Consider the following 25592-nt stretch of genomic DNA (forward strand, 5'->3'; position numbering starts at 1 on the left):
ATCATGTAACATAACCGACAAGCAGCCTCTGTAGGGTCGCAGATGTAGAGAGCACGGCGTGCAATTTCGAATTGCTGCCGTGCGATCGAATGTGCCTGGCGCCGGTTTTTCCGGGGCCAGTGTGCATTTCGAATCCTCGCATCAACACGCGCCACCGCAGGGAATTCAGATGCCCGTCATCCCCGATCTTCCGACCATCACCAGCATCACAGCGACCGATCCGACCCAGACCGACGCCGGAACGGTGCACTACACCGTCACGTTCTCGAAGCCTGTTCTTGGCGTCACGATTGATCAGTTCAGCCTTGCAACGAGTGGCAGCATCGGCGGCGCGGGCATCACCGACGTGACACCGGTCGCCGGCAGCAATCTTTCGAGCTATACGGTCACGGTGAATACCGGATTCGGCTCCGGCTCGGTGGCGCTCCAGTTCACGGGAAGCAACGTCCACGATACCAATGGTTACTATGTCGGACCGTACCAATCCGAATCGAAGCTGACCGTAAACAGCCCGACGTCCTTCGCGATCGGCGACGTCAACGGAGACGGGAAGCTGGACGTCGTGATGGGGACAAACTTTTTCGTCAACCCGAGCTACGTCAGCGTGGCGCTGAACGACGGCACCGGTCACTTCTCCTCAGCCTCGAACACCTCGAGCCCAGGCCTATTGCCCTTGCTGGCGCTTGCCGATCTGAATGGCGACGGCAAGCTGGACATCGCACAGGTCACCCTCGACGGTACCGTGACTGTTCGTCTCGGCAACGGTAACGGCACGTTCGGGGCCAACACGAGCTATTCCGCCGGCAGCGGCGTCTATCAAACACCTAAAGTGATCGACGTGACCGGCGATGGCGTGCTCGACATCGTCGTCGGCAGTACGGTCCTGCCAGGAAATGGCAACGGTACGTTTGGGACTGCCATCACCACGAATCTCGGGGTCAGCTCCATCGCCTATGGTGACTTCAATGGAGACGGCAAGCTCGACCTCGTGACGAGGAATTCGACCAATCTGGCAATAGCGCTGAGCTTCGGCAATGGTGACGGCACGTTCCAGGCTCCGTCGTCCCCGGTCGGGACGGCGACATCTGTCCTCACCGGCGATTTCAACGGTGACGGCAAGCTCGACATGGCGGCCGTCAGCAGCGCCACAATCTCGATCCTGCTCGGCAACGGCGACGGCACTTTCACCTCGTCCGGGACGACTCTTCAGGCGGCGGGTACGATCGGATCCGGCGCGGTCGCCGACATCAACGGCGATGGCGTGGCTGATCTCGTGGTCGTCGGAACCAACAACACGCTCTCGACCTTCTTCGGTCACGGCGACGGCACGTTCGGGCAAGTGAGGATCTCGCCGCTCGACAAGACCGCCGGGCAGATCGGCGCCGGTGACCTGAACGGCGACGGCAAGGCCGACGTTCTGGTCGGATATCAATTCGGCACCAATCCTTTCACTCAAAGTTCGGGCACCGATATCCTGCTGACCGGTTCATCCAGCGAGACGGGACCGGCGTACACGATCGTACGGACGTCGCCGGCTCTGACCATCACCGACGGGGACGTCACCCTCGGCGCCGACGGCAACAATTACATCAACGCGGCGCATTTCCATGGTGGGGCGACGACGTTGGCCGGCACCGGCAATGCCGGCGACACCATCTCGGTCACCGACGCCATGACTCACGCAGTCGTCGGCACGGCCACGGTCGGCCAGAACGGCACGTGGAGCCTCGGCGTGTCCGGCCTGCAGGACGGCACCACTTACAGCTATGTCGCGGCTGCGACCGACTCCCACGGCAACAGCAGCGTCGGCCCGGCGTTCACCTTCACGGTCGATGCGACCGCATCGCTCGGGATCACGGGCATCAATTTGTCGGCCGACTCGTCGGTGTCAAACCCGAAGGTCACCCTGCAGGGGACGACCGACGTGCCGGCGCAGGTGACCGTCTCGATCGGAGGGACCGACGTGATCGTCTCCAGCGCGACCGGATCGTGGCAGTTCAATAGCCAGGTCGTGCCATACGGATTGACGACGATCGTGGCTAGATTCTCGGATGCCGCAGGCAATGTCGGCGCCTCGCCGACCTATACGCTCATCAGGGGCAACTATACGCTTGTCTCCAGCACGCAGCTCGCCAACGCGGTGGTTGTCGACAGTTTCTTCACCGTGGATTCCAACGCCGCGGAGACCGGCGCGATCGTTCTCTCTGGCGCGGGCGAAATCGTCCGCGGGACCTCGACCGGGGCAACGATATACAATGGTGGGAGCCAAGGGCTCGAATACGGCACGGCGACCGGGACCCTGGTGCAGGCTGGCGCCACTCAGCTCGTGAGCTTCCAGGGGACCGCCAAGGACACGGTGCTTTATGGCACGCAAACGGTCGGCAACACGGCGATCCACACCACGATCAAGTCGGGCGGACTCCAGAACATCTACGTCAACGGCAGCACCTACGGCACCGTCATCGAGGCTCTTGGCACCCAAAGCACGGCCGGCGCCGACCACGATGCGACTGTCTTCGGTACGCAATATGTGACGGGCAGCAGCGCGAATGCCACGATCGGCTCGGGTGGCAATCAATACGATTACGGCACAGCGACCGGCGCAATGGTCCAGAGCGGCGGCTCCCAACACGTCTATCAGGGCGGCAGTGCCAGCGGCACCACCGTTGCTGCGGGCGGCTATCAGGACGTCTACCAGGGGACGGCCACCAACACCGTGCTCGCCGGCAATCAGCAGGTGCTTGCCGGTGGCCAGGCTGCCGGCACCGTCATCAATGCCGGTGGCCGGCAATATGTCGGCTCCGGTGGCGCGACCACCAATACGACCATCGCGATCGGCGGCTTCCAGTATGTCGACGCCGGCGCCACCGACAGCGGTGCGACCATCGCTGGTGGCCGGCAGTACATCGTCGGGTCAACGACGAGCGCGACCGTTGGCGCAGGCGGCGTTCAGTACGACTACGGGACGTCTATCGCGGTTCTTGTCGAGAGCGGCGGCATCCAGCATGTCTATCAGGGCGGCAGTGCGGATGGCACGACCGTTGCGGCGGGCGGCTATCAGGACGTTTCCCAGGGGACAGTCACCAACACCGTGCTCGACGGTGAGCAGCAGGTGCTCACGGACGGCCATGCCACCGGCACCACCATCAATGCCGGCGGGCGGCAATATGTCGGTTCGGGCGGCGCAACCACCGCCACGACCATCGAGACCGGCGGCTTCCAGTATGTGGACTCCGGCGCCACCGACGGCAGTGCCACGATCAGCGGCGGCTACCAGTTCGTGGCGGGCACGGCGACCGGCGCCACCGTCAGCGGCGGCGGCGAGCAGGATGTCGGCGCAACCGGCATCGCTGCGAATTCGCATCTCGACGGCGGTAGCGAGCATGTCTACGCTGGCGGCCTGCTCCAGAACGTCGATTTCGGCGGCTCGAACGGCGCAACGCTGGTGCTCGACGCGCCGACGGGCCTGTCTGGCGCGATCGCCAATTTCGGCGCTGACGACACCATCGACTTCCGCAACACGGTGGTCAGTAGTGTCGATGTCGACAGCGCGAACAATCTGACGGTCACGACCGACGGCGGCCAGAGCTACTCCTGGGCGCTGCTGGCGCAGTACGCAGCTTCGTCCTTCGTGCTCGCGGCCGACGGCAACGGCGGAACGATGCTGAGCTATGTGCCGCCACAGCAGACCTTGCTCGCGGCCGCTCACTAAGGCAGGCAAAACCAAGACGGACGGGCATTGGCTTCCATAGCGCCGATGCCCGTTCAAATTGACCGCGGCGCAACTCTCGCATGGATCGTCTGTCGATCTTGCGAGGGACCGGTTTCTGCGAGGCACAGGCTCCCTGCGTTATGTTGTTTATCGTTAATGTGTAACATAACCGACAAGCAGTCCCTGTAGGGTCGCAGATGTAGAGAGCACGGCGTGCAATTTCGAATTGCTGCCGCGCGATCAGTTGCGCTTGGCGTCGGCCTGTCCGGAGCCGGCGTGCAATTCGAATCCTCGCATCAAGCGCCACGCCAGGGAATCCCCATGCCACTCATCCCCGTTCTTCCGACGCTCGTCAGCATCACAGGCACCGATCCGTCGTCGACCGACGCGTCCGTCGTGCACTACACCGTCACCTTTTCGAAGCCGGTGTCCGGCGTCACGGTCGATCAGTTCACCCTCGCCACGACGGGGAGCATCAATGGTGCCGGCATCACGGACATCACGCCGGTGGCTGGCAGCAACGGCGCGAGCTACACGGTCACGGTCAACACCGGCTCGGGCAGCGGTTCGCTGGGGCTGCAACTGACCGGCACCAATGTGCACGATTCCAGCGGCTATTATGTCGGGCCGTTCCAGTCCGAAACGCAGATGAGCGGTCCGCGCTTCAGCATCATCAACACGGCGGCGGTCGGCGACGTCAACGGCGATGGCAAGCAGGATATGGTGTACATCCGAACCGTCAGCGCTTCCGCATACTTTCTTGATGTCAGGAACAATGACGGCACGGGCCAGTTCACGCAAACCTCGCTGACCGGCGCCTCGGAGCTGGAATCGTCGATTCGACTCGGCGACGTCAACGGCGACGGCAAGCTGGACGTCCTGATGGGCAACATCTTCACCGGGACCCTGGACGTCAGGCTGGGCAATGGCGACGGCACGTTCGCGGCGGCGACGAAGTATGCGACGGGTGGCAGCACTGGCGGCAATATCAGGGCGTTTGCCGACTTCAACGGCGACGGCAGGGCCGACGTGATCATGTCGAACAACATCGGCACGTCGCTGCTGCTCGGTAACGGCGATGGTTCTTTCGGATCGCCCATTGCCACGAATGCCTCCAACGCCTTCGCGAGCGGAGATTTCAACGGCGATGGAAAGATCGATCTGCTTGTGCAGGACTCGTCAAGTTCGCCGGTTGCCGTGCGGCTTGGCAACGGGGATGGCACGTTCCAATCCCCGATCACGGCCGGCACCTCATCCAGAACGATCAGCGGCGACTTCAACGGCGACGGCAAGCTTGATCTTGCACTCGGAACCAACAACTCGATTGCGATCCTGCTCGGCAACGGCGACGGCACCTTCGCGTCGCCACAGACCTTCCTGACACCGGCGCCCATCTGGAACTTGGCGGCCGCGGACTTCAATGGCGACGGTAAAACGGACCTCGCCGTGGTCGCTAGCAGCAACAATACGCTTTCGACCTTCTACAGTCGCGGTGACGGCACGTTCGGCCCGGCGGTGACGTTGCCGCTCGCTTCGGGCGCCAACGGAATCACCGTCGGTGACCTCAATGGAGACGGAAAAGCCGACGTGGTGGTGGAGTGGACAACGAGCAACTCCTCGACCGGCGAGGATGTTTTCCTCACCGCGCCGAATTCGACCACCACGCAATATACGATCAGCCGCACGCCTCCGGCCCTGACGATCGTCGATGCGGACGTGACGCCGGGTGCGGACGGCAACAATTACATCAACGCGGCGCACTTCCATGGCGGGATGACGACCCTGTCCGGCTCCGGCAATGCCGGAGACACCGTCACGGTCACGAATGCCGGCGACAATTCCGTCGTTGGCGTCACCACGGTTGGCAGCGACGGCAGCTGGAGCCTCGGCGTGTCCGGCCTCCAGGACGGCTCGACCTACAGCTACGCCGCGACCGCCACGGATAGCCTGGGCAACCATAGCAACCCCGGGCCCGCATTCACCTTTACGGTCGATGCGACCGCCCCCGTCCTCGCGATCACGAGCATCGAAAATTCCGATGCAACGCCCTTTTCGATCACCGTCCGGGGCACGCTCGACCTGGCTGACGCGACCTCCGCGCTCACCTTGTCGTTTGGTCCAACGGATCACGCAGTCACCAGCGCCGCCGACGGCACCTGGCGGCTGGACAATCTGTCTCCGGCAACCGGACTTTCCTATGTGACGGCCCGTCTGCGCGACGCCGCCGGCAATACCGGCGTGTCGCAATCGATCCCTCTCGCCTTTGGCTACACGCTAGCGAGCGGCGCCTCACTTGAGAACGCGATCGTCGCGGCGGCCTCCTCGTCCTTCAACCCGAGCCTTGTTGTCCGCGGCACCTCGGTCGGGGCGACCGTCTTGCGCAACGGAATCGAAGAAGACTACGGCATCTCGACCGGATCGGTGGTCAAGAACGGCGGCCAGCAGCATGTTTTTGGCACCGGCACGACCGGCGCGATGATCGAAGCCGGCGGCTATCAGGACATCCGCGCCGGTGGGCGTGCGACAGATACCCTGTTGTACGGTTTCGGGCAGGTCTACGCTAACGGCACCTCGGCCCACACCACGATCAAGGCTGGCGGACAGCAGTCCGTTGCCGCCGGCGGCCGCGACGTCAACTCGACGATCGACGGCGGAACGCAATATCTGAGCGGAACGGCGACGGGCACGACGGTGGGCGCCGGCGGCAATCAATACGATTACGGCACGGCGAATGGCGTCCTCGTCGCGAGTGGCGGCTCCCAACACGTCTATCAGGGCGGTAGCGCCGCCGGAACGACGGTCGCGGCGGGTGGCTACCAGGATGTTTACCAAGGTACCGTCACCGACACCGTGCTCGACGGCAATCAGCAGGTGCTCGGCAATGGCCACGCTGCCGGCACCGTCATCAATGCCGGTGGGCGGCAATATGTCGGCTCCGGTGGCGCGACAACGGGCACGACGATCGCAGCCGGCGGCTTCCAGTACGTGGACGCCGGCGCTACCGACGGCAGCGCGACGATCAATGGCGGCTATCAGTTCGTCGCAGGCGCTGCGACCGCAACGACGGTCAGCGGCGGTGGCGAGCAGGATGTGGGGGCGGGCGGCAACGTCTCAAACGCGCATCTGGATGGCGGCAGCGAGCATGTCTACGCTGGCGGCCTGCTCCAGAACGTCGATTTCGGTGGCTCCGGCGGCGCAACGCTGGTGCTGGACATGCCGGCGGGCCTGGCCGGCTCGATCGCCAATTTCGGCGGCGATGACACCATCGACTTCCGCAACACGGTGGTCAGTAGTGTCGATGTCGACAGCGCGAACAATCTGACGGTCACGACCGACGGCGGCCAGAGCTACTCCTGGGCTCTGCTGGCGCAATACTCGGCCTCGTCCTTCGTGCTCGCCTCCGACGGCAACGGCGGCACCGTGCTGAACTACACGCCGCCCCAGCAGACGTTGCTCGCGGCCGCTCACTAAGGCGGAGAAAACAAGACGACCGGGCATCGGCTTCCACAGCCGGTGCCCGTTCAAATTGACCTCGTCGGCACTCTCGCATAGATCGTTTGCCAACCCGTGCGAGGGACCATGCGGTTTTTGACGACATTCCAGATTGCTGACTTCGCGGACACGCTGGTCAGCCTCTTCACGGCCTTCGTGCTGGGCACGCTGATCGGCGCCGAGCGGCAGTACCGCCAGCGCACCGCGGGCCTGCGCACCAACGTGCTGGTCGCGGTCGGTGCCGCCGCCTTCGTCGATCTCGCCATGCACCTGACCGGCGCCGACGGCGCGGTCCGCGTGATCTCCTATGTCGTCTCAGGCATCGGCTTCCTCGGCGCCGGCGTCATCATGAAGCAGGGCATGGACGTCCGCGGGCTCAACACCGCGGCGACGCTGTGGGCTTCGGCCGCGGTCGGCTCCTGCGCCGGCGCCGACATGGTCGCACAGGCGGCCGCGCTGACCGTGTTCGTCATCGCCGGCAACACCATGCTGCGCCCACTGGTCAACGCCATCAACCGCATTCCGCTGAACGAGAAGGCCTCGGAGGCGACCTACTATTTCAAGCTCGCCGTCGCGGCCGACGCCCTGCCCGACATGCGCGACCGCCTCGTTGAAAAGCTGGAGGCCGCGAAATATCCGGTGGCCGATATCGACGTGGTTGAGATCGGGGATGATATTCTCGAGGTCGTCGCAAAGCTGGTTGCGACCGCAGTCGATCCGAACGAGCTCAACGCGGTGGCGACCAATCTTCAGCACCTGCCGGGCGTGCGCCACGCCACCTGGGAAGTTAACACCTCAGACTGAGCGCGGCGTTTTGGCGCGCGAAGGCACGGTTCCCGCCTCGTCCGCCACGGAACCGCAGTCGGGCAAGTTCGTTGATCCCGCGGATAAAGGCGGTGATCGACATGCCCGGCCCAAATGACAAGCGCAGACTGAAACGTGACCTGATGGTCGCATGCTCGCTGCTCGCAGCAGGCGCCGTGGTGTCAGGCCTCTCGCTGGCGCAGATCCGGGCCGAGAGCCGGATGCAGACGGCGCAGGCGACCCAACCGCTCCAGGGCACGCCATCCGGCGATCAGGATAAGACGCCCGCGGAAGCCAAGCCCGGCGGCGACCGGCCGACCACGCCGGCCCCCGAGCCCGCGCGCCCCGACCCGCAGACGCGGGGTGCGGCGACCAAGCCGGCACTGCCGGCGGCGCCCGCGGAGAAGATCGCGCCGCCGATCAAGGAGAAGTAGCCCGGCGGCCGGCGTATTGTGACGCGCATTTGATCTCGCCTCGGCAACCGGCCCGTTCCATAATCTGTCGCGCCAACGACAGATGGGGCCTCCCATGAAGATCGAAGACGTCCGCCGCACCGCCTATTCGATGCCGCTCACCAACCCGGCATTCCCGCCGGGGCCATATCGCTTCTTCGACCGCGAATATTTCATCATCACCTACAGGACCGATCCCGAAGCCCTCGCCGCCATCGTGCCCGAGCCGCTTGAGGTGGCGGAGCCGGTGGTGAAATACGAGTTCATCCGGATGCCCGACTCGACCGGATTCGGCGACTACACCGAAACCGGGCAGGTGATCCCGGTCCGCTTCAAGGGCGAGGAGGGCGGCTACACCCACGCGATGTATCTGGACGACGAGGCCCCGATCGCCGGCGGCCGCGAGCTGTGGGGCTTTCCGAAGAAGCTCGCAAGGCCCAAGATCGAGATCGAGAGCGACGTCCTGGTCGGCTCGCTGCATTACGGCTCGGTCCTCTGCGCTTCGGCCACGATGGGTTACAAGCACCGCAAGGTCGACCACGACACGGTGCTGAAATCGATGGCGGCGCCGAACTTCATCCTGAAGATCATCCCGCATGTCGACGGCAGCCCGCGGATCTGCGAGCTGGTGCGGTTTCATCTCGATGATGTCGTGCTGAAGGAAGCTTGGACCGGCCCTGCCGCGCTCGGGCTGTTTCCCCACGCACTCTGCGACGTCGCCCGCCTGCCGGTGCGCGAGGTGGTCTCCGCGCTGCATTTCAAAGCGGACCTGACGCTCGGGCTCGGCAGCGTGGCGTTCGATTACTTGGCGAAATAGGTCGGCAAAAAGAAATGCCCGGCACAAGGCCGGGCATCGCTATCGACCGGAAGCGCTGAGAGGTCAACGCACCAGGACATTCCGGAACTGCCAGGGATCGCTCGTGTCGATGTCTTCCGGGAACAGTCCCGGACGATCCGTCAGCGGCGTCCAGTCGGTGTAGAAACCCTTCACCGGGCCGAGATACGGCAGCTGGATCTCCAGCAGACGATCGAAATCCATCTCGTCGGCTTCGACGATGCCTTCGTTCGGGTTTTCCAGCGCCCACACCATGCCGCCGAGCACGGCGGAGGTCACCTGCAGGCCGGTGGCGTTCTGGTAGGGCGCGAGTCTGCGGGTCTCCTCGATGGAGAGCTGCGAGCCGTACCAATAGGCGTTGTTGTCATGGCCGAACAGCAGCACGCCGAGCTCGTCGATGCCGTCGACGATTTCGTTCTCATCGAGGATGTGGTGCTTTTCCTGCATCTTCGCGGCACGGCCGAACATTTCGTGCAGCGACAGCACGGCATCGTCGGCCGGATGGTAGGCGTAGTGGCAGGTCGGCCGGTAGACCGCCGTACCCGATGCGTCGCGCACCGTGAAGTAATCGGAGATCGAGATCGACTCGTTGTGGGTGACGAGGAAGCCATACTGCGCGCCGCGGGTCGGGCACCAGGTGCGCACGCGCGTGTTGGCGCCGGGCTGCATCAGATAGATGGCCGCGCCGCAGCCGGCTTCGTGGGTGCGCGCATTCTCGGGCATCCATTTTTCATGGGTGCCCCAGCCGAGTTCGGACGGCTGCACGCCTTCCGACAGGAAACCTTCCACCGACCAGGTGTTGACGAAGACGTCAGGCTCTTTCGGCGACTTGGAGCGCTGGGTGTCGCGTTCGGCGATGTGGATGCCCTTGATACCGGCCTGCCGCATCAGGTCCGCCCACTCGGCCTTGGTCTTCGGCTTGGGGGCATTGAGCTTCAGATCGGCGGCGACATTGAGCAGCGCCTGCTTGACGAAAAAGGAGACCATGCCGGGATTGGCGCCGCAGCAGGAGACGGCCGTCGTCGAGCCCGCGGGGCGCGCCTTCTTGGCGGCCAGCGTCACTTCGCGCAGCGCGTAGTTGGAACGCGCTTCCGGGCCCTTCGAGGAATCGAAATAGAAGCCGAGCCAGGGCTCGTTGACGGTGTCGATATAGAGCGCGCCGAGCTCGTTGCAGAGCTCCATGATGTCGGTGGAGCCGGTATCGACCGAGAGATTGACGCAAAAACCCTGGCCGCCGCCTTCGGTGAGCAGCGGGGTCAGCAACTCCCGGTAATTGTCCCGGGTCACGGCCTTCTGGATGAAGCGGACGTTCTGCTTCTCGCAATGCGCCTTGCGGCCCTCGTCCTTGGGATCGATCACGGTGACGCGCGACTTGTCGTAGTCGAGATGCCGCTCGATCATCGGCAGCGTGCCTTTGCCGATGGAGCCGAAGCCGACCATGACGATGGGACCAGTGATCTTCGCGTAGATCTGCGAGGGGTGGCTCATGGGATGGTTTCTCCGGAACGTGCTGGCAGACAAAGGGTGGGGGGTGGATCAGGCGCTGCGGCGCTTGGCGGTGACTTCGATCTCGACCTTCATCTCGGGCTTGGCGAGGGCGGAGACGACAAGCAGTGTCGCAGCCGGCCTGATGTCGCCGAGAACCTCGCCGCAGACAGCGAAGTGGGCATCGATGTAGCTGGCGTCGGTGACGTAGTAGGTCGCACGGACGATATCGGCCATCTCGAATCCGCCCTCCTTCAGGGCGGCTTCGATGGTCTTGAAGCAGTTGCGTGACTGGCTCGTGACATCGGCCGGCATCGTCATCGTCGTGTAGTCATAGCCGGTGGTTCCGGCGACGAAGGCGAACTCGCCGTCGATCACGGCGCGGCTGTAGCCGACGGTCTTCTCGAGGGGAGAGCCGGTGGAGATCAGGCGACGGGACATGGTCGTGGGCCTCGACTGAAGGGGGTGTTTGGCGGGTTAAAGGGCGTTTCTCAGGCCCGCGCAACCCTAAAGGAACGGGCCTGCGCGAGCATCGCCGCGGAACGCGGCTTAAGTCGTCGCCATCATGGCAATCCCTTAGGCCGCGTGCGCCTGGAGGGCGCGAACTACCCTCCGTTTGGGCATGGCCGCGCCGGTCGGGACGATCATCCCCTCAACGCCATCCAGCGCACCGGCCTGGAATTCGATCGCCAGCAGACGATCGCGCTCGAACGGGCCGGGCAGCATCAATGCGCCGGTCTTCTCGGGCGAGAAGCCGAAGCGGGCGTAGTAGGGGGCATCGCCGAGCAGGATCACGGCGGCATGCCCGCGTGCCCGGGCGGCGGCCAGCGCTTGTTGCATCAGCGCGGCGCCGATCCCGAGCTCGCGGAAGGCAGGGTCCACCGCCAGCGGTCCGAGGACCAAAGCGGGCCTGCCTCCGGCGCTGACGTGCCACAGCCGCACGGTTCCCACGAGTGTCCCCTCGCGCACAGCCGACAGGGCAAGGCCTGCGGCAGGTGCACGTCCGTCGCGCAGGCGCTGGCAGGTGCGGTCATGGCGGTTCTCGCCAAAGCAGGCATCCAGCAGCGCTTCACGGGCGGCGACGTCGGCAGCACGTTCCGCACGGATCGCGAACGGAGCGGCTTTCGAAGTGAGGGCGACTTGTGGCTTCCGAAAAGCAGTCATGGCGCGTCAGTCCCCGCTTGAACCCGCGTGCGAGAAGCACGCCGGCTCAAGACGTCGTCAGAATGGCAATGTCAGGAAGGGAGCCGGCGGACCGGCTCCCGGGTTCGTCAGGCCTCAGAACGAGAGGCGGATCAGATGCGGCAAATCAGATGTGGTACGTCTTCAGCGGCGGGATGCCGTTGAACGCCACCGACGAGTAGGTCGACGTATAGGCCCCGGTGCCTTCGATCAGCAGCTTGTCGCCGATCTCGAGCGTGACGGGAAGCGGATACGGGGTCTTCTCGTACAGCACGTCGGCGCTGTCGCAGGTCGGGCCCGCGAGCACGCACGGCGTCATGTCCGCGCCGTCATGCGGGGTGCGGATGGCGTAGCGGATCGACTCGTCCATCGTCTCGGCGAGACCGCCGAACTTGCCGATGTCGAGATAGACCCAGCGCACCTCGTCATCGTCGCTCTTCTTCGAGATGAGCACGACCTCGGATTCGATGATGCCGGCGTTGCCCACCATGCCGCGGCCCGGCTCGATGATGGTCTCCGGAATCTGGTTGCCGAAGTGCTTGCGCAGCGCGCGGAAGATCGAGCGGCCGTAGGTCACGACCGGCGGCACGTCCTTCAGGTACTTGGTCGGGAAGCCGCCGCCCATGTTGACCATGGTCAGGTTGATGCCGCGCTCGGCGCAGTCGCGGAATACCTGCGAGGCCATCGCCAGCGCACGGTCCCACGCCTTCACCTTGCGCTGCTGCGAGCCGACATGGAAGGAGATGCCGCACGGCTCCAGGCCCAGGCGCTTGGCAACGTCGAGCACATCGACGGCCATCTCCGGGTCGCAGCCGAACTTGCGCGACAGCGGCCATTCGGCGCCGGCGCAGTCGTAGAGGATGCGGCAGAACACCTTCGCGCCGGGAGCGGCACGGGCGACCTTCTCGACCTCGGGAACGCAGTCGACCGCGAACAGCCGGATGCCGAGCGCGAAGGCGCGCGCGATGTCGCGCTCCTTCTTGATCGTGTTGCCGAAGGAGATGCGGTCGGGCGTCGCACCCGCGGCCAGCGCCATCTCGATCTCGGCGACCGTCGCGGTGTCGAAGCAGGAGCCCATGGAGGCGAGCAGGGACAGCACTTCCGGCGACGGGTTCGCCTTGACGGCATAGAACACGCGGCTGTCGGGCAGCGCCTTGGCAAAGGTCTGGTAATTGTCGCGCACGACCTCGAGGTCGACGACGAGGCAAGGCTCGGTGTCCCGGCCCTCGCTGCGGCGGGTGCGCAGGAATTCCTGAATACGTTCGGTCATAGCACTCTCCCAAACGGCCCAGCGACGGGGATCCGTTCAAAAAATGACGTCGGATAAGAGCGCTCCGGCCAGATCGCGCGATGGAGGCGCGACGAGCCAAAGACTCAAACCAGACTGTGCTGCCGTGGATTGGTTGGGATTGTTCCCGCCCGCACACCTGGCAATGAAGGACAAGCCTTTTCAGTAGCCCGCGCCGGCGTTGGACTGCCGGTAGAGACCAAAAAAGCCCGATCCGTCGTTGCTTTAAGTCGCGTCCCCCGTTGAGAGCGGGGTGCGCCGGTTCGCCTCCGGCTGCCAGTCACGGTTGCAAAAAGTGAAGTCACCTTCGACATGGCATCTCTTTGAGAGAGATGCTGGACGCTCCGGGTTTGCTTCCTCGTCCGACCTTTCGGTCTCGCGACTTCCGCACTTCCGAAGAGCCCCTCGGCTTCTTCACCCCTTGGCGGCTGTCCGGCCTCTTGTCCGGATACCTACCGACTGACACACGACCACAGGCACGTGCGAAATTGGGCAAGAGCGCACATAAGCGTTTTGACTCAGCTTCGCAAGAATTTTTTTAGGCTGAGGACAGAATTGCCTAACATCTGCTTGCGCAGTGTTGCGCGAGCGACGCGGAAGATGAACGCGCGTTAAGTTTTCTCAGCCGTGCGCGCGTCTTGCGCGCGCGAGGAAGCGTCAGCGGCGCTTCGTGAACGGCTCGACGCGCTGAGCCGCGCGGATGAACGCGGTCATCACGAGCACGCCGAGCGCGAACAGCACAGCCTGCAGGATGTGCGTGCCCTGATCACCGAGCCCGAACAGGATCGCGAGCGCCCAGCCGCCGGCGAACGCGGCGCCGAACACCTCGGCGCCGATCAGGATGGCCGCGCTGACGACAGTGATGACGCTTGGCCAGACGATCTGACGGGAAGATGAGGCAGGCGCGTTCATGAGCTTTGGGGTCCGTAGCTTCGAGGGCCGCAATCTCCCCGAAAAGGCGGCCGGGAGCAAGGGCAAATGGCCCAAAAAAGCCCCATCGCGTGCTATAGCTGACCCCAACAATCGAGCCACAAAAACCGGGACTTGCGATGTCAGACCCCCGCCAAACCACGGACCCCGAGACCAACCCGCTGCTGAAGGCCTGGGTGACGCCGTTTGCGACCCCGCCCTTCGACGAGGTCAAGCCCGAGCACTTTCTGCCGGCCTTCGAGCAGGCCTTCGCCGATCACTCCGCCGAGATCGCGGCGATCACCAACGATCCGGCGGCCGCCGACTTCGCCAACACCATCACGGCGCTGGAGCGCTCCGGCAAGCTCCTCACCAAGGTCGCGGCGGTCTTCTACGACCTCGTCTCGGCGCATTCCAACCCGGCCATCCTGGAGATCGACAAGGAGGTCTCCTTGCGGATGGCGCGGCACTGGAATCCGATCATGATGAACGCCGTGCTGTTTGGTCGCATCGCCCATCTGCACGAGAACCGCGCCGGTCTTGGTCTTTCGCCCGAGCAGCTCCGCCTGCTGGAGCGCACCTACACCCGCTTCCACCGTTCCGGCGCCGGCCTCTCCGAAGAGGCCAAGGCGCGGATGGCGGAGATCAACGAGAAGCTCGCCCAACTCGGCACCGGCTTTAGCCACCACCTGCTTGGCGACGAGCAGGAGTGGTTCATGGAGTTGGGGGAGGCCGACCGCGAGGGCCTGCCGGAGAGCTTCGTCGCAGCCGCCAAGGCTGCGGCGGAAGAGCGCGGCATGGACGGCAAGGCCATCGTCACGCTGTCGCGCTCCTCGACCGAGCCGTTCCTGAAGAGCTCGGCCCGCCGCGACCTGCGCGAGAAGGTCTACAAGGCCTTCACGGCGCGCGGCGACAACGGCAATGCCAACGACAACAACGGCACCATCGTCGAGATCCTGCAACTGCGCGAGGAGAGCGCCAAGCTTCTGGGCTATCCGACCTTCGCCGCCTACCGGCTCGAGGATTCCATGGCCAAGACGCCGGATGCGGTGCGCGGCCTGCTGGAGCGGGTCTGGAAGCCGGCGCGTGCGCGTGCGCTCTCCGACCGCGACGAGATGCAGGCGCTGATCACGGAAGAGGGCGGCAATTTCAAGCTCGCGCCCTGGGACTGGCGCTTCTATGCCGAAAAACTCCGCCTCCAGCGCGCCAATTTCGACGACGCCGCGATCAAGCCGTATCTTACGCTCGATCACATGATCGCCGCCGCCTTCGACTGCGCCACCCGCCTGTTCGGCATCACCTTCGAGGAGCGCAAGGACGTGCCGGCCTGGCACCCGGATGTAAGGGTCTGGGAGGTAAAGGGGCCGGACGGCAAGCACAAGGCGCTGTTCTACGGCGACTACTATGCCCGGCCGTCGAAGCGCTCCGGCGCCTGGATGACCTCGCTGCGCGACCAGCAGAAGCTCGACGGCGAGATCGCGCCGCTCGTCATCAATGTCTGCAACTTCGCCAAGGGCGCGAACGGCGAGCCCTCGCTGCTGTCGCCCGACGATGCCCGGACCCTGTTCCATGAGTTCGGCCACGGCCTGCACGGCATGCTCTCCAATGTGACCTATCCGTCACTCTCGGGCACCGCGGTGTTCACCGACTTCGTCGAGCTGCCGTCCCAGCTCTACGAGCACTGGCAGGAGCGGCCCGAGGTGCTGCAGCAGTTCGCCCGCCACTACCAGACCGGCGAGCCGCTGCCGGACGATCTGCTCCAGCGCTTCCTCGCCGCACGAAAGTTCAACCAGGGCTTTGCCACGGTCGAGTTCGTCTCCTCGGCGCTGGTCGATCTCGAATTCCACACCCAGCCGGCTTCCGCCGCGCAGGATGTCCGCGCCTTCGAGAAGAAGGAGCTGGAAAAGATCGGCATGCCCGAGGAGATCTCGCTGCGCCACCGCCCCACCCAGTTCGGCCACATCTTCTCCGGCGACCATTATGCCTCCGGTTACTACAGCTACATGTGGTCGGAGGTGATGGACGCCGACGCCTTCGGCGCCTTCGAGGAGGCCGGCGACATCTTCGATCCTGCAGTGGCAAAGCGCCTGCACGACGACATCTACTCCTCGGGTGGATCGGTCGATCCCGAGGCCGCCTATGAAGCCTTCCGCGGCCGCCCGCCGGAGCCCGACGCGCTGCTCCGCCGGCGCGGCCTGCTCGATGACGCAAAGGCAGCCTGATGGGCATGCGTGCCCTGTTCGGCCTGTTGCTCGCCGCTGCGATGACGTTCGCAGCCGGCGCGGCGCGGGCGCATCCGCATGTCTGGATCACCGCGACTAGCGAGCTGCTCTACGCCGCCGACGGCAGCATCACCGGCGTGCGCCACGCCTGGACTTTTGATGACATGTTTTCGGCCTATGCCCTGCAGGGGCTCGAGAGCAAGACCAAGGGCGCCTATACGCGCGAGGAGCTCGGGCCGCTGGCGCAGACCAATGTCGAGTCGCTGAAGGAATACGCCTACTTCACCTTTGCGCGAGCCGACGGCAAGAAGGAGCGTTTTAACGATCCGGTCGACTACTTCCTCGACTACAAGGATACCGTGCTGACCCTGCACTTCACGCTGCCGCTGAAGAACCCGGTCAAGCCCAAGCAGCTGGTGCTCGAAGTGTTCGACCGCTCCTACTTCATCGACTTCCAGATGGCCAAGGACAATCCGGTCAAGCTGGTCGGCGCGCCCGCCGGCTGCCAGATGAAGCTCGATCGGCCCAGCGACGGCTCCGCCACCGCGCAGAAGCTCAACGAGCAGACCTTCCTGAACGGTGAGAACTCGAATTTCGGCATGATGTTCGCCAACAAGATCACGGTGGATTGCCCTTGATTGGTCGTCTTCGTTCCCCGCTTGTGCGCGGGCTTCTGGCCTGTGCGGCCGTGTTCCTTGTTGTGAGCGTGGCGGACGCCGCGCTTCACGATCTCCTCGCGCAAAATCCGTTCGGTGCACCACGCCCGGCGCAGGCCGCGGAGCCCGAGGCCAGCGGCGTCATTGGCTGGCTGTTGGCAAAGCAGTCGGAATTCTATCGCCAGATGTCGGCGACCATTCGCGCCGCCAAGTCCGACGGCTCGGCGGTGTGGACGCTGCTCTTCATCTCCTTTGCCTATGGCATCTTCCACGCCGCCGGCCCCGGCCACGGCAAGGCGGTAATCGCCTCCTATCTCGTCGCCAACCGCGAGACCGCGCGGCGCGGCATCGCGCTGTCGTTTGCCTCGGCGCTGATGCAGTCGCTGGTGGCGATCCTGATCGTCGGCATCTCGGCCTGGGTGCTGAACGCCACCGCCAAGACCATGTGCAAGGCGGAAGGCGCGATCGAGATCGCGAGCTACGGCCTGATCGCGCTGTTCGGCCTGCGGCTGGTCTGGGTCAAGGGCCGCACCTTCATCCGTGCGCTGCAGGCGGTCCAGCCGGTGCCGGCGATCGCCGGCGTGCCGCATGACCATCACGATCACGGCCATCACCATGATGCCCATGACCATCATGACCACGATCACGGTCATGATCACCATCATCACGACCATGGTCACGCCCACGCCCATCACCACCATGCGCATGACCACGTCCATGACGAGCATTGCGGCCATTCCCACGGTCCGACGCCGAGCGAGCTCGCCGGCCCCGGCGGCTGGCGGCGCGGGTTCGCTGCGATCCTGACAGTCGGCATTCGGCCCTGCTCGGGTGCGATCCTGGTACTGGTGTTCGCGCTGGCGCAGGGCCTGTTCTGGGCCGGCATCGCCGCGACCTTGCTGATGGGGCTCGGCACCGCCATTACGGTCGCGGCCATCGCCGTCGTCGCCGTCTCCGCCAAGGACATCGCCGCCCGCCTCAGCGCCGGGCGCGACGGCGGCGGTGCCCTGTTCATGCGCGGCATCGAATTCGGCGCCGCCGGCCTTGTGCTGCTGTTCGGCGCGGGCCTGCTGTTCGGCTACATCGCCGCCGAACGGACGACGTGTTTCTAAGGTTGCTCTTTCCCTCCCCCCTTGTGGGGGAGGGTGGCTCGCCGCGTAGCGGCGAGACGGGCGAGGGGTATCTCTCCGCGAGCAAACCTCTCACGATTGAATCGTGCGGAGAGATACCCCTCATCCGTCGCGCTACGCGCGCCACCTTCTCCCACAAGGGGAGAAGGAAGAAAGATCACACCGGCAAAAACCGCTTCAGCGCCGGCATGAAGAAGATCCCGAGATTGATCGCAAAACCGATGCTCCAGAGGATCGAGCGCAGCGTCGGGCGGTTGCCGAGATAGGTCAGCACGTAGGCGATCCGCACGATCAGGAACAGCACGGCGAGCTCGTCGATCAGCCGCTGCGGCGAATCCCGGAATTCGGCAAGCAGCACCGCGAAGGCGAAGAACGGAAAGGTCTCGATGCCGTTCTGGTGGGCACCAAGCGCGCGCTGCGCCAGCGCATCCTCGAAGAAGGCGGGGTCGCGCGGCCGGGAATTGTCGAAGATGCGAAACCGCGTCCATTTGATCGAGACGATCGTCGTCAGATAAAGCAGCAGCGCTCCCAATACGCAGAATTCCGCGAGTGTCATCAGCCCCTCCCCGCTTGGGCGCGACCCTAGCGAAATCGACCTCATCTTGACAAGTTCGGAGCAACGCGCGACGCAACTGATCATGACGACAATTGCCCCCATCGCAGCGCAAAAGCCCGCCGTCCGGTCCAGCCTGCGGCGCGTCGGCGTGCTCCTGGTCAATCTCGGCACGCCCGATACGGCCGATGCGCCCGGCGTGCGGGTCTATCTCAAGGAATTCCTCTCGGACGCCCGCGTCATCGAGGACCAGGGGCTCGTCTGGCAGTTCGTGCTCAACGGCATCATCCTGCGCAGCCGTCCCCGCACCAAGGCGCTGGACTATCAGAAGATCTGGAACAATGAGCGGAACGAGTCGCCGCTGAAGACCATCACGCGCTCGCAGAGTGACAAGCTTGCGGCCGCACTGTCTGACAGCGACCACGTTGTCGTGGACTGGGCGATGCGCTACGGCAATCCCTCGATCAAGTCCGGCATCGACGCGCTGATCGCGAAGGGGTGCGACCGCATCCTCGCCGTGCCGCTCTATCCGCAATATTCCGCCTCGACCTCGGCGACGGTCTGCGACGAAGTGTTCCGCGTGCTCGCCCGCTTGCGTAACCAGCCGACGCTGCGGGTGACGCCGCCTTATTACGAGGACGAGGCCTATATCGAGGCGCTCGCGATCTCGATCGAGACGCATCTGGCGACGCTGCCGTTCACGCCGGAGCTGATCGTGGCGTCCTTCCACGGCATGCCGAAATCCTATGTCGACAAGGGCGATCCCTACCAAAGCCACTGCGTCGCCACGACCGAGGCGCTGCGCCGCCGGCTCGGCATGGACGAGACGAAACTGCTGCTGACCTTCCAGTCGCGCTTCGGCAATGACGAGTGGCTCCAGCCCTACACCGACAAGACCATGGAGCGCCTGGCCAAGGAGGGCGTGCGCCGCATCGCGGTGGTGACGCCGGGCTTTTCCGCCGACTGCCTGGAGACGCTGGAGGAGATCGCGCAGGAGAATGCCGAGATCTTCAAGCATAATGGCGGCGAGCAGTTTTCCGCGATCCCCTGTCTCAACGACAGCGATCCGGGCATGGACGTGATCCGCACCCTGGTGCTGCGCGAGCTTCAGGGCTGGATTTGATGGCGTGTCCCATGAACCGCCGCGAGACTTTGGCGCTTCTTGGGACGATCGCCGCGCTGCCGGCCTCGGTGCTGGCGCAGCAGCCGAACGCGACCCGGCGGCTCGGCGTGCTCTCGGTCACGGCCGCGGATGACGCGATCGGGCAGGCCCGCAGCACGATCCTGGTCGAGACGCTCGCCGCTCATGGCTGGAAGGAGCACGACAACCTCAGGATCGATTGGCGCAGCGGCGCCGGCGACCGGGCGCGCATCGCGCGCCTCGCCGACGAACTCGTGGCGCTCAAGCCGGACATCCTGCTCGCGGTCGGCACGCCCTCGGTCGAGGAGTTGCGCCAGCGCACCACGACGATCCCGATCGTGTTCGCCGTCGTGACCGATCCCGTCAGCCAGGGCTTTGTCAAAAACCTCGCCCATCCCGGCGGCAACATCACCGGCTTCACCGATTACGACGGCCCGCTCGCCGGCAAATGGCTGGAGATGCTGACGCAGGTCACGCCAAAAGTGTCCCGCGTCTTCGTCGTCTACAATCCCGCCACCGCGCCGTTCGCGCCCCTGATGCTGCGCACGATCGAGGACGCCGCACGGACGCTTCACGTGACGGTCGAGGCAGCGCCGGTTCAGGACGCCGGCTCGATCGCCGCGCTGGCTTCGCGAAAGGACAGCGGCCACCTGGTGCTGCCTGACTTCTTCACCATGGCCAATCGTTCCCAGCTCCTGGCTGCAATCGGTGAAGCCCGCGTGCCGGCGGTGTTCTGGAGCCGCACCTTCGTCGACGAGGGCGGGCTGATGTCCTACAGCACCGACAGCGCCGAGCAGCTCCGCCGCGCTGCCAACTACATCGATCGCATCCTGAAAGGCGCGCAGGCAGCCGACCTGCCGGTCCAGAACCCCACCAAGTTCGAGCTGGCGATCAACCTGAAGACGGCGAGGGCGCTGGGGTTGACGATGTCGCCCTCGCTGCTTGCGCTCGCCAACACCGTGGTTGAATAGGGGCGCCGAAGCTACCTTCGACTGGTGATTCCGGAATTCCTGGGGCAGAATGACGGTGGGGATGTTGCCGCGAGCGATGCGGCTCGAACGGGGCGGGCGCGATTACATGCGGGGATTGTTGCTTGTAGCCGTCGTGGCCTGCGGACTCGCTGGCTGCAACACGACCGGGGACGTTGCGTCGACCATGTATCCGGAAGCGGTGCGGGCCGGCGGTGCCGTCAAGAGTGATACGGCCATTGTCCTGGTCGCAAACGGCGGCAGCGAGACGATCAACTATCTTCAGTTCGTTCACAACGGTTTTCCCGCGATCAACGCGCGAGGGATCAGCCTTGCTCCGGACGGCTTTGTTGCGATTCCGGTCGCTGTCGGAACGACGGGGCTTGAGCTGCAAAACTATACGACGACGGGTCGCCCGGGCACCTATCTCCCGAATGGCGCGTCGATGGGATTCATGCCGGTGCATACGCCCAAGATCGATCTTCCCGCCCCCGGACTGTATTACGTTGCGACCGTCTTTCCAGGGCAGCAACGCAGTTTCGAGACAAGGCCGACGGCCGTCCAACTGGCGAAGCTGCGCAAGGAGCGGCCCGAGCTCGCCGCGCTGAAGCCGGTGAATTTTACATGGTCCAACTAGGACACCGGTCGTTGCTAGGTTGCCTCCGTGCCCTTTCAAGGGCTTTCTCACAATACTTATCGGCGATCGTTCCGCCTCCGTACTTCTTGTGGAAATGTCGCCCCGCGCCGACGTAAATGGTGACCGCTGAACCGGTAGGGTTGCGTTCCCGACCAATGACAGCGCGGGAAAGGGCTTTCCCGCCTTGGAGGAAGTATGAGCGGTTTCGATGTTTTCGCGATTGTTCTGGTGTTGCTCGTCATCGTCACGCTGGTCGCCGGCGTGAAGACGGTGCCGCAGGGCTATGACTGGACCATCGAGCGGTTCGGCAAATACACCCAGACGCTGAGCCCCGGGCTCAACCTGATCGTGCCCTATTTCGATCGCGTCGGACGCAAGATCAACATGATGGAGCAGGTGATCGACATTCCCGAGCAGGAGGTCATCACCAAGGACAACGCCACCGTGACGGTGGACGGCGTCGCCTTCTACCAGGTGTTCGATGCCGCCAAGGCGAGCTACGAGGTCTCCAACCTGACCCAGGCCATCACGGTCCTGACCATGACCAACATCCGCTCGGTGATGGGAGCGATGGATCTCGACCAGGTGCTGTCGCATCGCGACGAGATCAACGAGCGCCTGCTTCGCGTCGTCGACGCTGCGGTCTCGCCCTGGGGCCTCAAGGTCAACCGCATCGAGATCAAGGACATCGTGCCGCCCGCCGACCTCGTCGAAGCCATGGGCCGGCAGATGAAGGCCGAGCGCGTCAAGCGCGCCGACATTCTGGCCGCCGAAGGCCAGCGCCAGTCCGAGATCCTGCGCGCCGAGGGCGCCAAGCAGGGGCAGATCCTCCAGGCCGAAGGCCGCAAGGAAGCTGCGTTCCGCGACGCCGAGGCTCGCGAACGTTCCGCGGAGGCCGAGGCCAAGGCGACGCAGATGGTCAGTGAGGCTATCTCCAAGGGAGACGTCGCCGCGCTGAACTATTTCATCGCCGACAAGTATATCAAGGCGTTCGGGCAACTGGCGGACTCGCCGAACCAGAAGGTCATCATGCTTCCGGTCGAAGCGATGAGCATGCTGGGCTCGCTCGCCGGCATCGGCGAGATCGCCAAGGCAACGTTCGGCGAAAGCGCGGCGTCCGCGGCCGCTGCCGCCCGCCGCGGCGGCTCGGTGCCGACGACCGGCCCCACGCCGCCGGCGGTACCGCCGCGACAGGGGTAATCAAAGCGCATGCACTTTCGAAAAGTGCATGCGGCAATTTAAAGCGCATGCCCCGGAAAAGTGGGGACCGGTTTTCCGATCAGGGCATACGCCAGCATAAAGAGGTCGTGTCATGACCGACATGTTCGTATCGCTCGGCACCTGGAATTGGCTGATCTTCGGCTTCATCCTGATGGCGCTGGAGGTGCTGGCGCCGGGCGTGTTCCTGTTCTGGCTCGGCCTCGCCGCGTTGCTGGTTGGCCTGATCTCCTTTGCTGTCGCCGTGTCGTGGCAGATCCAGCTCGTGATGTTCGCAATCTTCGCTGCCGCCGCCGTGCCGGTGTGGCGCCGGCTCGCGCGGCCGAAGCTGGACGCAAGCACCAGCCCCTTCCTGAACAAGCGCAGCGAGGCATTGCTCGGCCGCGAGTTCACGCTGGAGAAACCGATCATCGACGGCAACGGCACCGTGCGCCTCGGCGACACGGTGTGGCGCGTGGCCGGGCCCGATACGCCGGCCGGGACGCGGGTGAAGGTGGTGCAGGTGGACGGTGCGAATTTGACGGTGGCCGCGGCGTGATCCTTTCTTCCCCTCTCCCCTTGCGGGAGAGGGTGGCTCGCCGCGTAGCGGCGAGACGGGTGAGGGGTATCTCTCACCGAACGCGATACTGAGTTTGTGGAGAGAAAGGCAGCGTGCTTGGCTGCTCTACCTCTTCCACCTCTCCGCAAACCGGTGCAGGGGCATGAACGTCTCGCACAGCTCCCGCCCCAGTGCCGTCAGCCCGTAACCTCCACCGTCGCCCAGCTCCACGAACCCTGCGTCGCGCAGCTCCGTCAGCCGCGCCTGCAGCACTGTCGGCGAGGCCTCGTCGCAGGCGGTGCGCAACGCGCGGGAGGTGAGGGCTTGGTCGCGCAATTCCCACAAGATCCGCAGGCTCCAGCGTCGGCCGAGGAGGTCGAGCAGCGCCATGATCGGCCGCCCGGTGCGCGAGCCGCGGACATTGCGGCTCCCTGATGCTGCCTGTTTCGCCATCCCGGCCCTCTTGCGTCGTGCTACAAATAATGTAGCGTATTGCTACGATAATTGTAGCAACGGAGACAGCTGATGTCCCAGGCCACGCCGCGCATCGCGCCGCTCGTCCCGCCTTATCCCCCGGAGATCCAGGCGCAGTTCGACCGCATCATGCGCGGTGCGCCGCCGCTGGTGCTGTTTCGGGTGATGGCGGGCCACGCCCGCGCCTGGGACAAGTTCCGCGCCGGCGGGCTGCTCGATCCCGGCCCGCTGTCATTGCGCCAGCGCGAGATCGTGATCGACCGCACCTGCGCGCTGACCGGATGCGAATATGAATGGGGCGTGCATGTCGCGATCTTCGCCGGGCCGGCGCGGCTCAGCGAGGAGGAGGTGCACGCGACCGTGCGGGGCGATGCGACGTCACCGTGCTGGTCGCCGGCCGAGCAGGCGTTGATCGCCGCCGTCGATGCGCTGTATCACCGCGCGACGTTGGACGACGCTGAATTCGCCGCGCTGTCGGCGCATTACGACGAGGCCCAGATCCTGGAGATCATGCTGCTGTGCGGCTTCTACCGCACGGTGTCGTACCTGGCGAACGGGCTGAAGCTGCCGCTGGAGGAGAGGGCGGTGAGGTTTCCGGCACCGCTCTAACCGCTCGTCATTGCGAGGAGCTCTTGCGACGAAGCAATCCAGACCGTCTCCGCGGAGGCGGTCTGGATTGCTTCGCTGCGCTCGCAATGACGATGTGGAAAGAGCGGCCCTACGCCACGCCCGCCCGCAGCAGATCGTGCAGGTGCACGATGCCCACCACCTTGTCGGCTTCGGTCACCACCAGCGTGGTGATCTTGCGGGTGTTCAGCACCTCGATCATCTCGCTGGCGAGCATCGAGGGCGGCACGGTCTTCGGCTGCCTGGTCATGATGTCGTCGACCGACACCGTCAGCAGGTCCGGCCGCATGTGACGGCGCAAATCGCCGTCGGTGATGATGCCGATGGCCTCGTTCGCGGCGTTGACGATGCAGACGCAGCCAAGCCCCTTGGCCGACATCTCCATCACCGCGTCCGACATCTTGGTGCCTTCAGGTTTCACCGGGATCTCCGCGCCGGTGCGCATGTAGTCGCGGACGAATTTCAGCATCGCGCCCAGCTTGCCGCCCGGGTGGAAATGCGCGAACTCCAGCGCGGTAAAACCGCGGCCTTCGAGCAGCGCGATGGCAATGGCATCGCCGATTGCAGCCTGCATCAGCGTCGAGGTGGTCGGCGCCAGATTGTGCGGGCAGGCCTCGCGCGCCTTCGGCAGCTCGATCACGATGTCGGCGGCCTGGCCCAGCGAGGACGCCGCGTTCGACGTCACCGCGATCATCGGGATCGCGAAGCGCGCCGAATAGTTCACCAGCGTCTTCATCTCCGGCTGCTCGCCGGACCAGGACAGCGCCATGATGACGTCGTCGGCGGTGATCATTCCGAGGTCGCCATGGGCGGCCTCCGCGGTGTGGACGAAGAAGGCCGGCGTGCCGGTCGAGGCCAGCGTCGCAGCGATCTTGCGCGCCATGTGGCCGGACTTGCCAAGCCCGGTGACGATGACGCGGCCCTTGGCGTTGCGGATCAGGTCGACCGCCTTGGCGAAGGTCGCGCCCAGCGGACCGCGCAGGGCAGCGGCGAGCGCGTTGATGCCGCCGCTCTCCGTCTCCAAGGTGCGGAGCGCGGATTCGACGCTGTCGGGGTTGGGGCCGGATGATGGGGTCATCAGGGGTTTCGAGCTCGACATGTTCAGGTCCAGGGAGGAGGGGCGCTCGCCCGTTGGCGCCTGCTTAGCATGGCCAGACCGGCGAGGCGACGAGAGCGCCAGGCCCCGAAACGGGTCATTAACCATAATTGTTTTAACTCCATTAACGATGGTTCCCGCCCGCTGGCGGAGGTCGTCGTGGAAGTCTTTGA

22 protein-coding genes are annotated in these 25592 nt (G+C 64.8%); 14 read left to right on the forward strand and 8 right to left on the reverse strand.

Annotation, left to right across the window (positions count from 1 at the left end):
- Positions 1-169: 169 nt before the first annotated feature.
- The 5 genes from CT676_RS12885 to CT676_RS12905 all read left to right on the forward strand — a co-directional run bounded on the left by CT676_RS12885 (position 170) and on the right by CT676_RS12905 (position 9277).
- The gene (locus CT676_RS12885; RefSeq protein ID WP_135214790.1) at positions 170-3712 is read left to right on the forward strand and encodes an FG-GAP-like repeat-containing protein; all 3543 of its coding nucleotides are present in this window, start codon (positions 170-172) and stop codon (positions 3710-3712) included.
- 321 nt (positions 3713-4033) lie between these two features.
- Positions 4034-7183, forward strand: coding sequence for an FG-GAP-like repeat-containing protein (locus tag CT676_RS12890; protein WP_085398475.1), 3150 nt, complete (start codon positions 4034-4036; stop codon positions 7181-7183).
- A gap of 108 nt (positions 7184-7291) precedes the next feature.
- Positions 7292-8008 (forward strand): MgtC/SapB family protein, encoded by a 717-nt coding sequence (locus tag CT676_RS12895; protein ID WP_085398474.1) that lies wholly within the window; start codon positions 7292-7294, stop codon positions 8006-8008.
- 101 nt (positions 8009-8109) lie between these two features.
- Complete coding sequence (locus tag CT676_RS43980) at positions 8110-8442, forward strand: hypothetical protein (RefSeq protein WP_085398476.1); 333 nt, start codon at positions 8110-8112, stop codon at positions 8440-8442.
- A gap of 94 nt (positions 8443-8536) precedes the next feature.
- A complete protein-coding gene (locus CT676_RS12905; RefSeq protein ID WP_071909407.1) occupies positions 8537-9277 on the forward strand; it encodes an acetoacetate decarboxylase in 741 nt (246 codons plus the stop codon).
- A gap of 63 nt (positions 9278-9340) precedes the next feature.
- Here the strand turns inward: CT676_RS12905 and CT676_RS12910 are convergent, their stop codons facing one another.
- The 5 genes from CT676_RS12910 to CT676_RS12935 all read right to left on the reverse strand — a co-directional run bounded on the left by CT676_RS12910 (position 9341) and on the right by CT676_RS12935 (position 14162).
- The gene (locus CT676_RS12910; RefSeq protein WP_041954184.1) at positions 9341-10783 is read right to left on the reverse strand and encodes a homospermidine synthase; all 1443 of its coding nucleotides are present in this window, start codon (positions 10781-10783) and stop codon (positions 9341-9343) included.
- 48 nt (positions 10784-10831) lie between these two features.
- The gene (locus CT676_RS12915) at positions 10832-11221 is read right to left on the reverse strand and encodes a RidA family protein (protein ID WP_085398473.1); all 390 of its coding nucleotides are present in this window, start codon (positions 11219-11221) and stop codon (positions 10832-10834) included.
- A gap of 135 nt (positions 11222-11356) precedes the next feature.
- A complete protein-coding gene (locus tag CT676_RS12920; RefSeq protein ID WP_085398472.1) occupies positions 11357-11944 on the reverse strand; it encodes an N-acetyltransferase in 588 nt (195 codons plus the stop codon).
- Positions 11945-12089: 145 nt separating this feature from the next.
- The gene (locus tag CT676_RS12925) at positions 12090-13232 is read right to left on the reverse strand and encodes a type III PLP-dependent enzyme (protein ID WP_085398471.1); all 1143 of its coding nucleotides are present in this window, start codon (positions 13230-13232) and stop codon (positions 12090-12092) included.
- Positions 13233-13907: 675 nt separating this feature from the next.
- Positions 13908-14162: a hypothetical protein gene (locus CT676_RS12935; RefSeq protein ID WP_041954176.1), complete on the reverse strand. Its 255-nt coding sequence runs from the start codon at positions 14160-14162 to the stop codon at positions 13908-13910.
- A gap of 137 nt (positions 14163-14299) precedes the next feature.
- Between CT676_RS12935 and CT676_RS12940 the strand changes: the two genes are divergently transcribed.
- The 3 genes from CT676_RS12940 to CT676_RS12950 are packed head-to-tail and all read left to right on the forward strand — an operon-like array spanning position 14300 to position 18149.
- Complete coding sequence (locus CT676_RS12940; RefSeq protein WP_135214791.1) at positions 14300-16381, forward strand: M3 family metallopeptidase; 2082 nt, start codon at positions 14300-14302, stop codon at positions 16379-16381.
- On the forward strand, positions 16381-17019 hold the full coding sequence (locus CT676_RS12945) for a DUF1007 family protein (RefSeq protein ID WP_085398469.1): 639 nt from the start codon (positions 16381-16383) through the stop codon (positions 17017-17019). The genes CT676_RS12940 and CT676_RS12945 overlap by 1 nt, the downstream gene beginning before the upstream one ends.
- On the forward strand, positions 17010-18149 hold the full coding sequence (locus tag CT676_RS12950; protein WP_085398468.1) for a nickel/cobalt transporter: 1140 nt from the start codon (positions 17010-17012) through the stop codon (positions 18147-18149). Before CT676_RS12945 ends, CT676_RS12950 begins: the two co-directional genes overlap by 10 nt.
- Positions 18150-18324: 175 nt before the next feature.
- On the opposite strand, the gene CT676_RS12955 is transcribed toward CT676_RS12950, so the two are convergent.
- Entirely contained in the window at positions 18325-18723 is a 399-nt protein-coding gene (locus CT676_RS12955; protein WP_085398393.1) for an MAPEG family protein, read from the reverse strand.
- Between the two features lie 82 nt (positions 18724-18805).
- Between CT676_RS12955 and hemH the strand changes: the two genes are divergently transcribed.
- The 5 genes from hemH (at position 18806) to CT676_RS12980 (ending at position 23222) form a co-directional block, all read left to right on the forward strand.
- Positions 18806-19843 (forward strand): ferrochelatase, encoded by a 1038-nt coding sequence (hemH, locus tag CT676_RS12960; RefSeq protein ID WP_085398394.1) that lies wholly within the window; start codon positions 18806-18808, stop codon positions 19841-19843.
- An 11-nt stretch (positions 19844-19854) separates the two neighbouring features.
- Positions 19855-20832: an ABC transporter substrate-binding protein gene (locus tag CT676_RS12965; RefSeq protein ID WP_085398395.1), complete on the forward strand. Its 978-nt coding sequence runs from the start codon at positions 19855-19857 to the stop codon at positions 20830-20832.
- Between the two features lie 106 nt (positions 20833-20938).
- Positions 20939-21466, forward strand: a complete 528-nt coding sequence (locus CT676_RS12970) for a hypothetical protein (protein ID WP_244623161.1) — start codon at positions 20939-20941, stop codon at positions 21464-21466.
- 195 nt (positions 21467-21661) lie between these two features.
- The gene (locus CT676_RS12975) at positions 21662-22666 is read left to right on the forward strand and encodes an SPFH domain-containing protein (RefSeq protein WP_071909416.1); all 1005 of its coding nucleotides are present in this window, start codon (positions 21662-21664) and stop codon (positions 22664-22666) included.
- Between the two features lie 112 nt (positions 22667-22778).
- The gene (locus tag CT676_RS12980; RefSeq protein ID WP_028148102.1) at positions 22779-23222 is read left to right on the forward strand and encodes an NfeD family protein; all 444 of its coding nucleotides are present in this window, start codon (positions 22779-22781) and stop codon (positions 23220-23222) included.
- Positions 23223-23348: 126 nt separating this feature from the next.
- Here the strand turns inward: CT676_RS12980 and CT676_RS12985 are convergent, their stop codons facing one another.
- Positions 23349-23675, reverse strand: coding sequence for a helix-turn-helix domain-containing protein (locus tag CT676_RS12985; protein WP_085398396.1), 327 nt, complete (start codon positions 23673-23675; stop codon positions 23349-23351).
- 72 nt (positions 23676-23747) lie between these two features.
- On the opposite strand from CT676_RS12985, the gene CT676_RS12990 reads away from it, so the two are divergent.
- Positions 23748-24305: a carboxymuconolactone decarboxylase family protein gene (locus tag CT676_RS12990; RefSeq protein ID WP_085398397.1), complete on the forward strand. Its 558-nt coding sequence runs from the start codon at positions 23748-23750 to the stop codon at positions 24303-24305.
- Between the two features lie 109 nt (positions 24306-24414).
- Here the strand turns inward: CT676_RS12990 and CT676_RS12995 are convergent, their stop codons facing one another.
- Positions 24415-25422: a KpsF/GutQ family sugar-phosphate isomerase gene (locus tag CT676_RS12995; protein ID WP_085398398.1), complete on the reverse strand. Its 1008-nt coding sequence runs from the start codon at positions 25420-25422 to the stop codon at positions 24415-24417.
- Between the last annotated feature and the right edge of the window lie 170 nt (positions 25423-25592).

The organism is Bradyrhizobium sp. MOS001, from assembly GCF_004634465.1.
Taxonomy (GTDB): Bacteria; Pseudomonadota; Alphaproteobacteria; order Rhizobiales; family Xanthobacteraceae; genus Bradyrhizobium; species Bradyrhizobium barranii.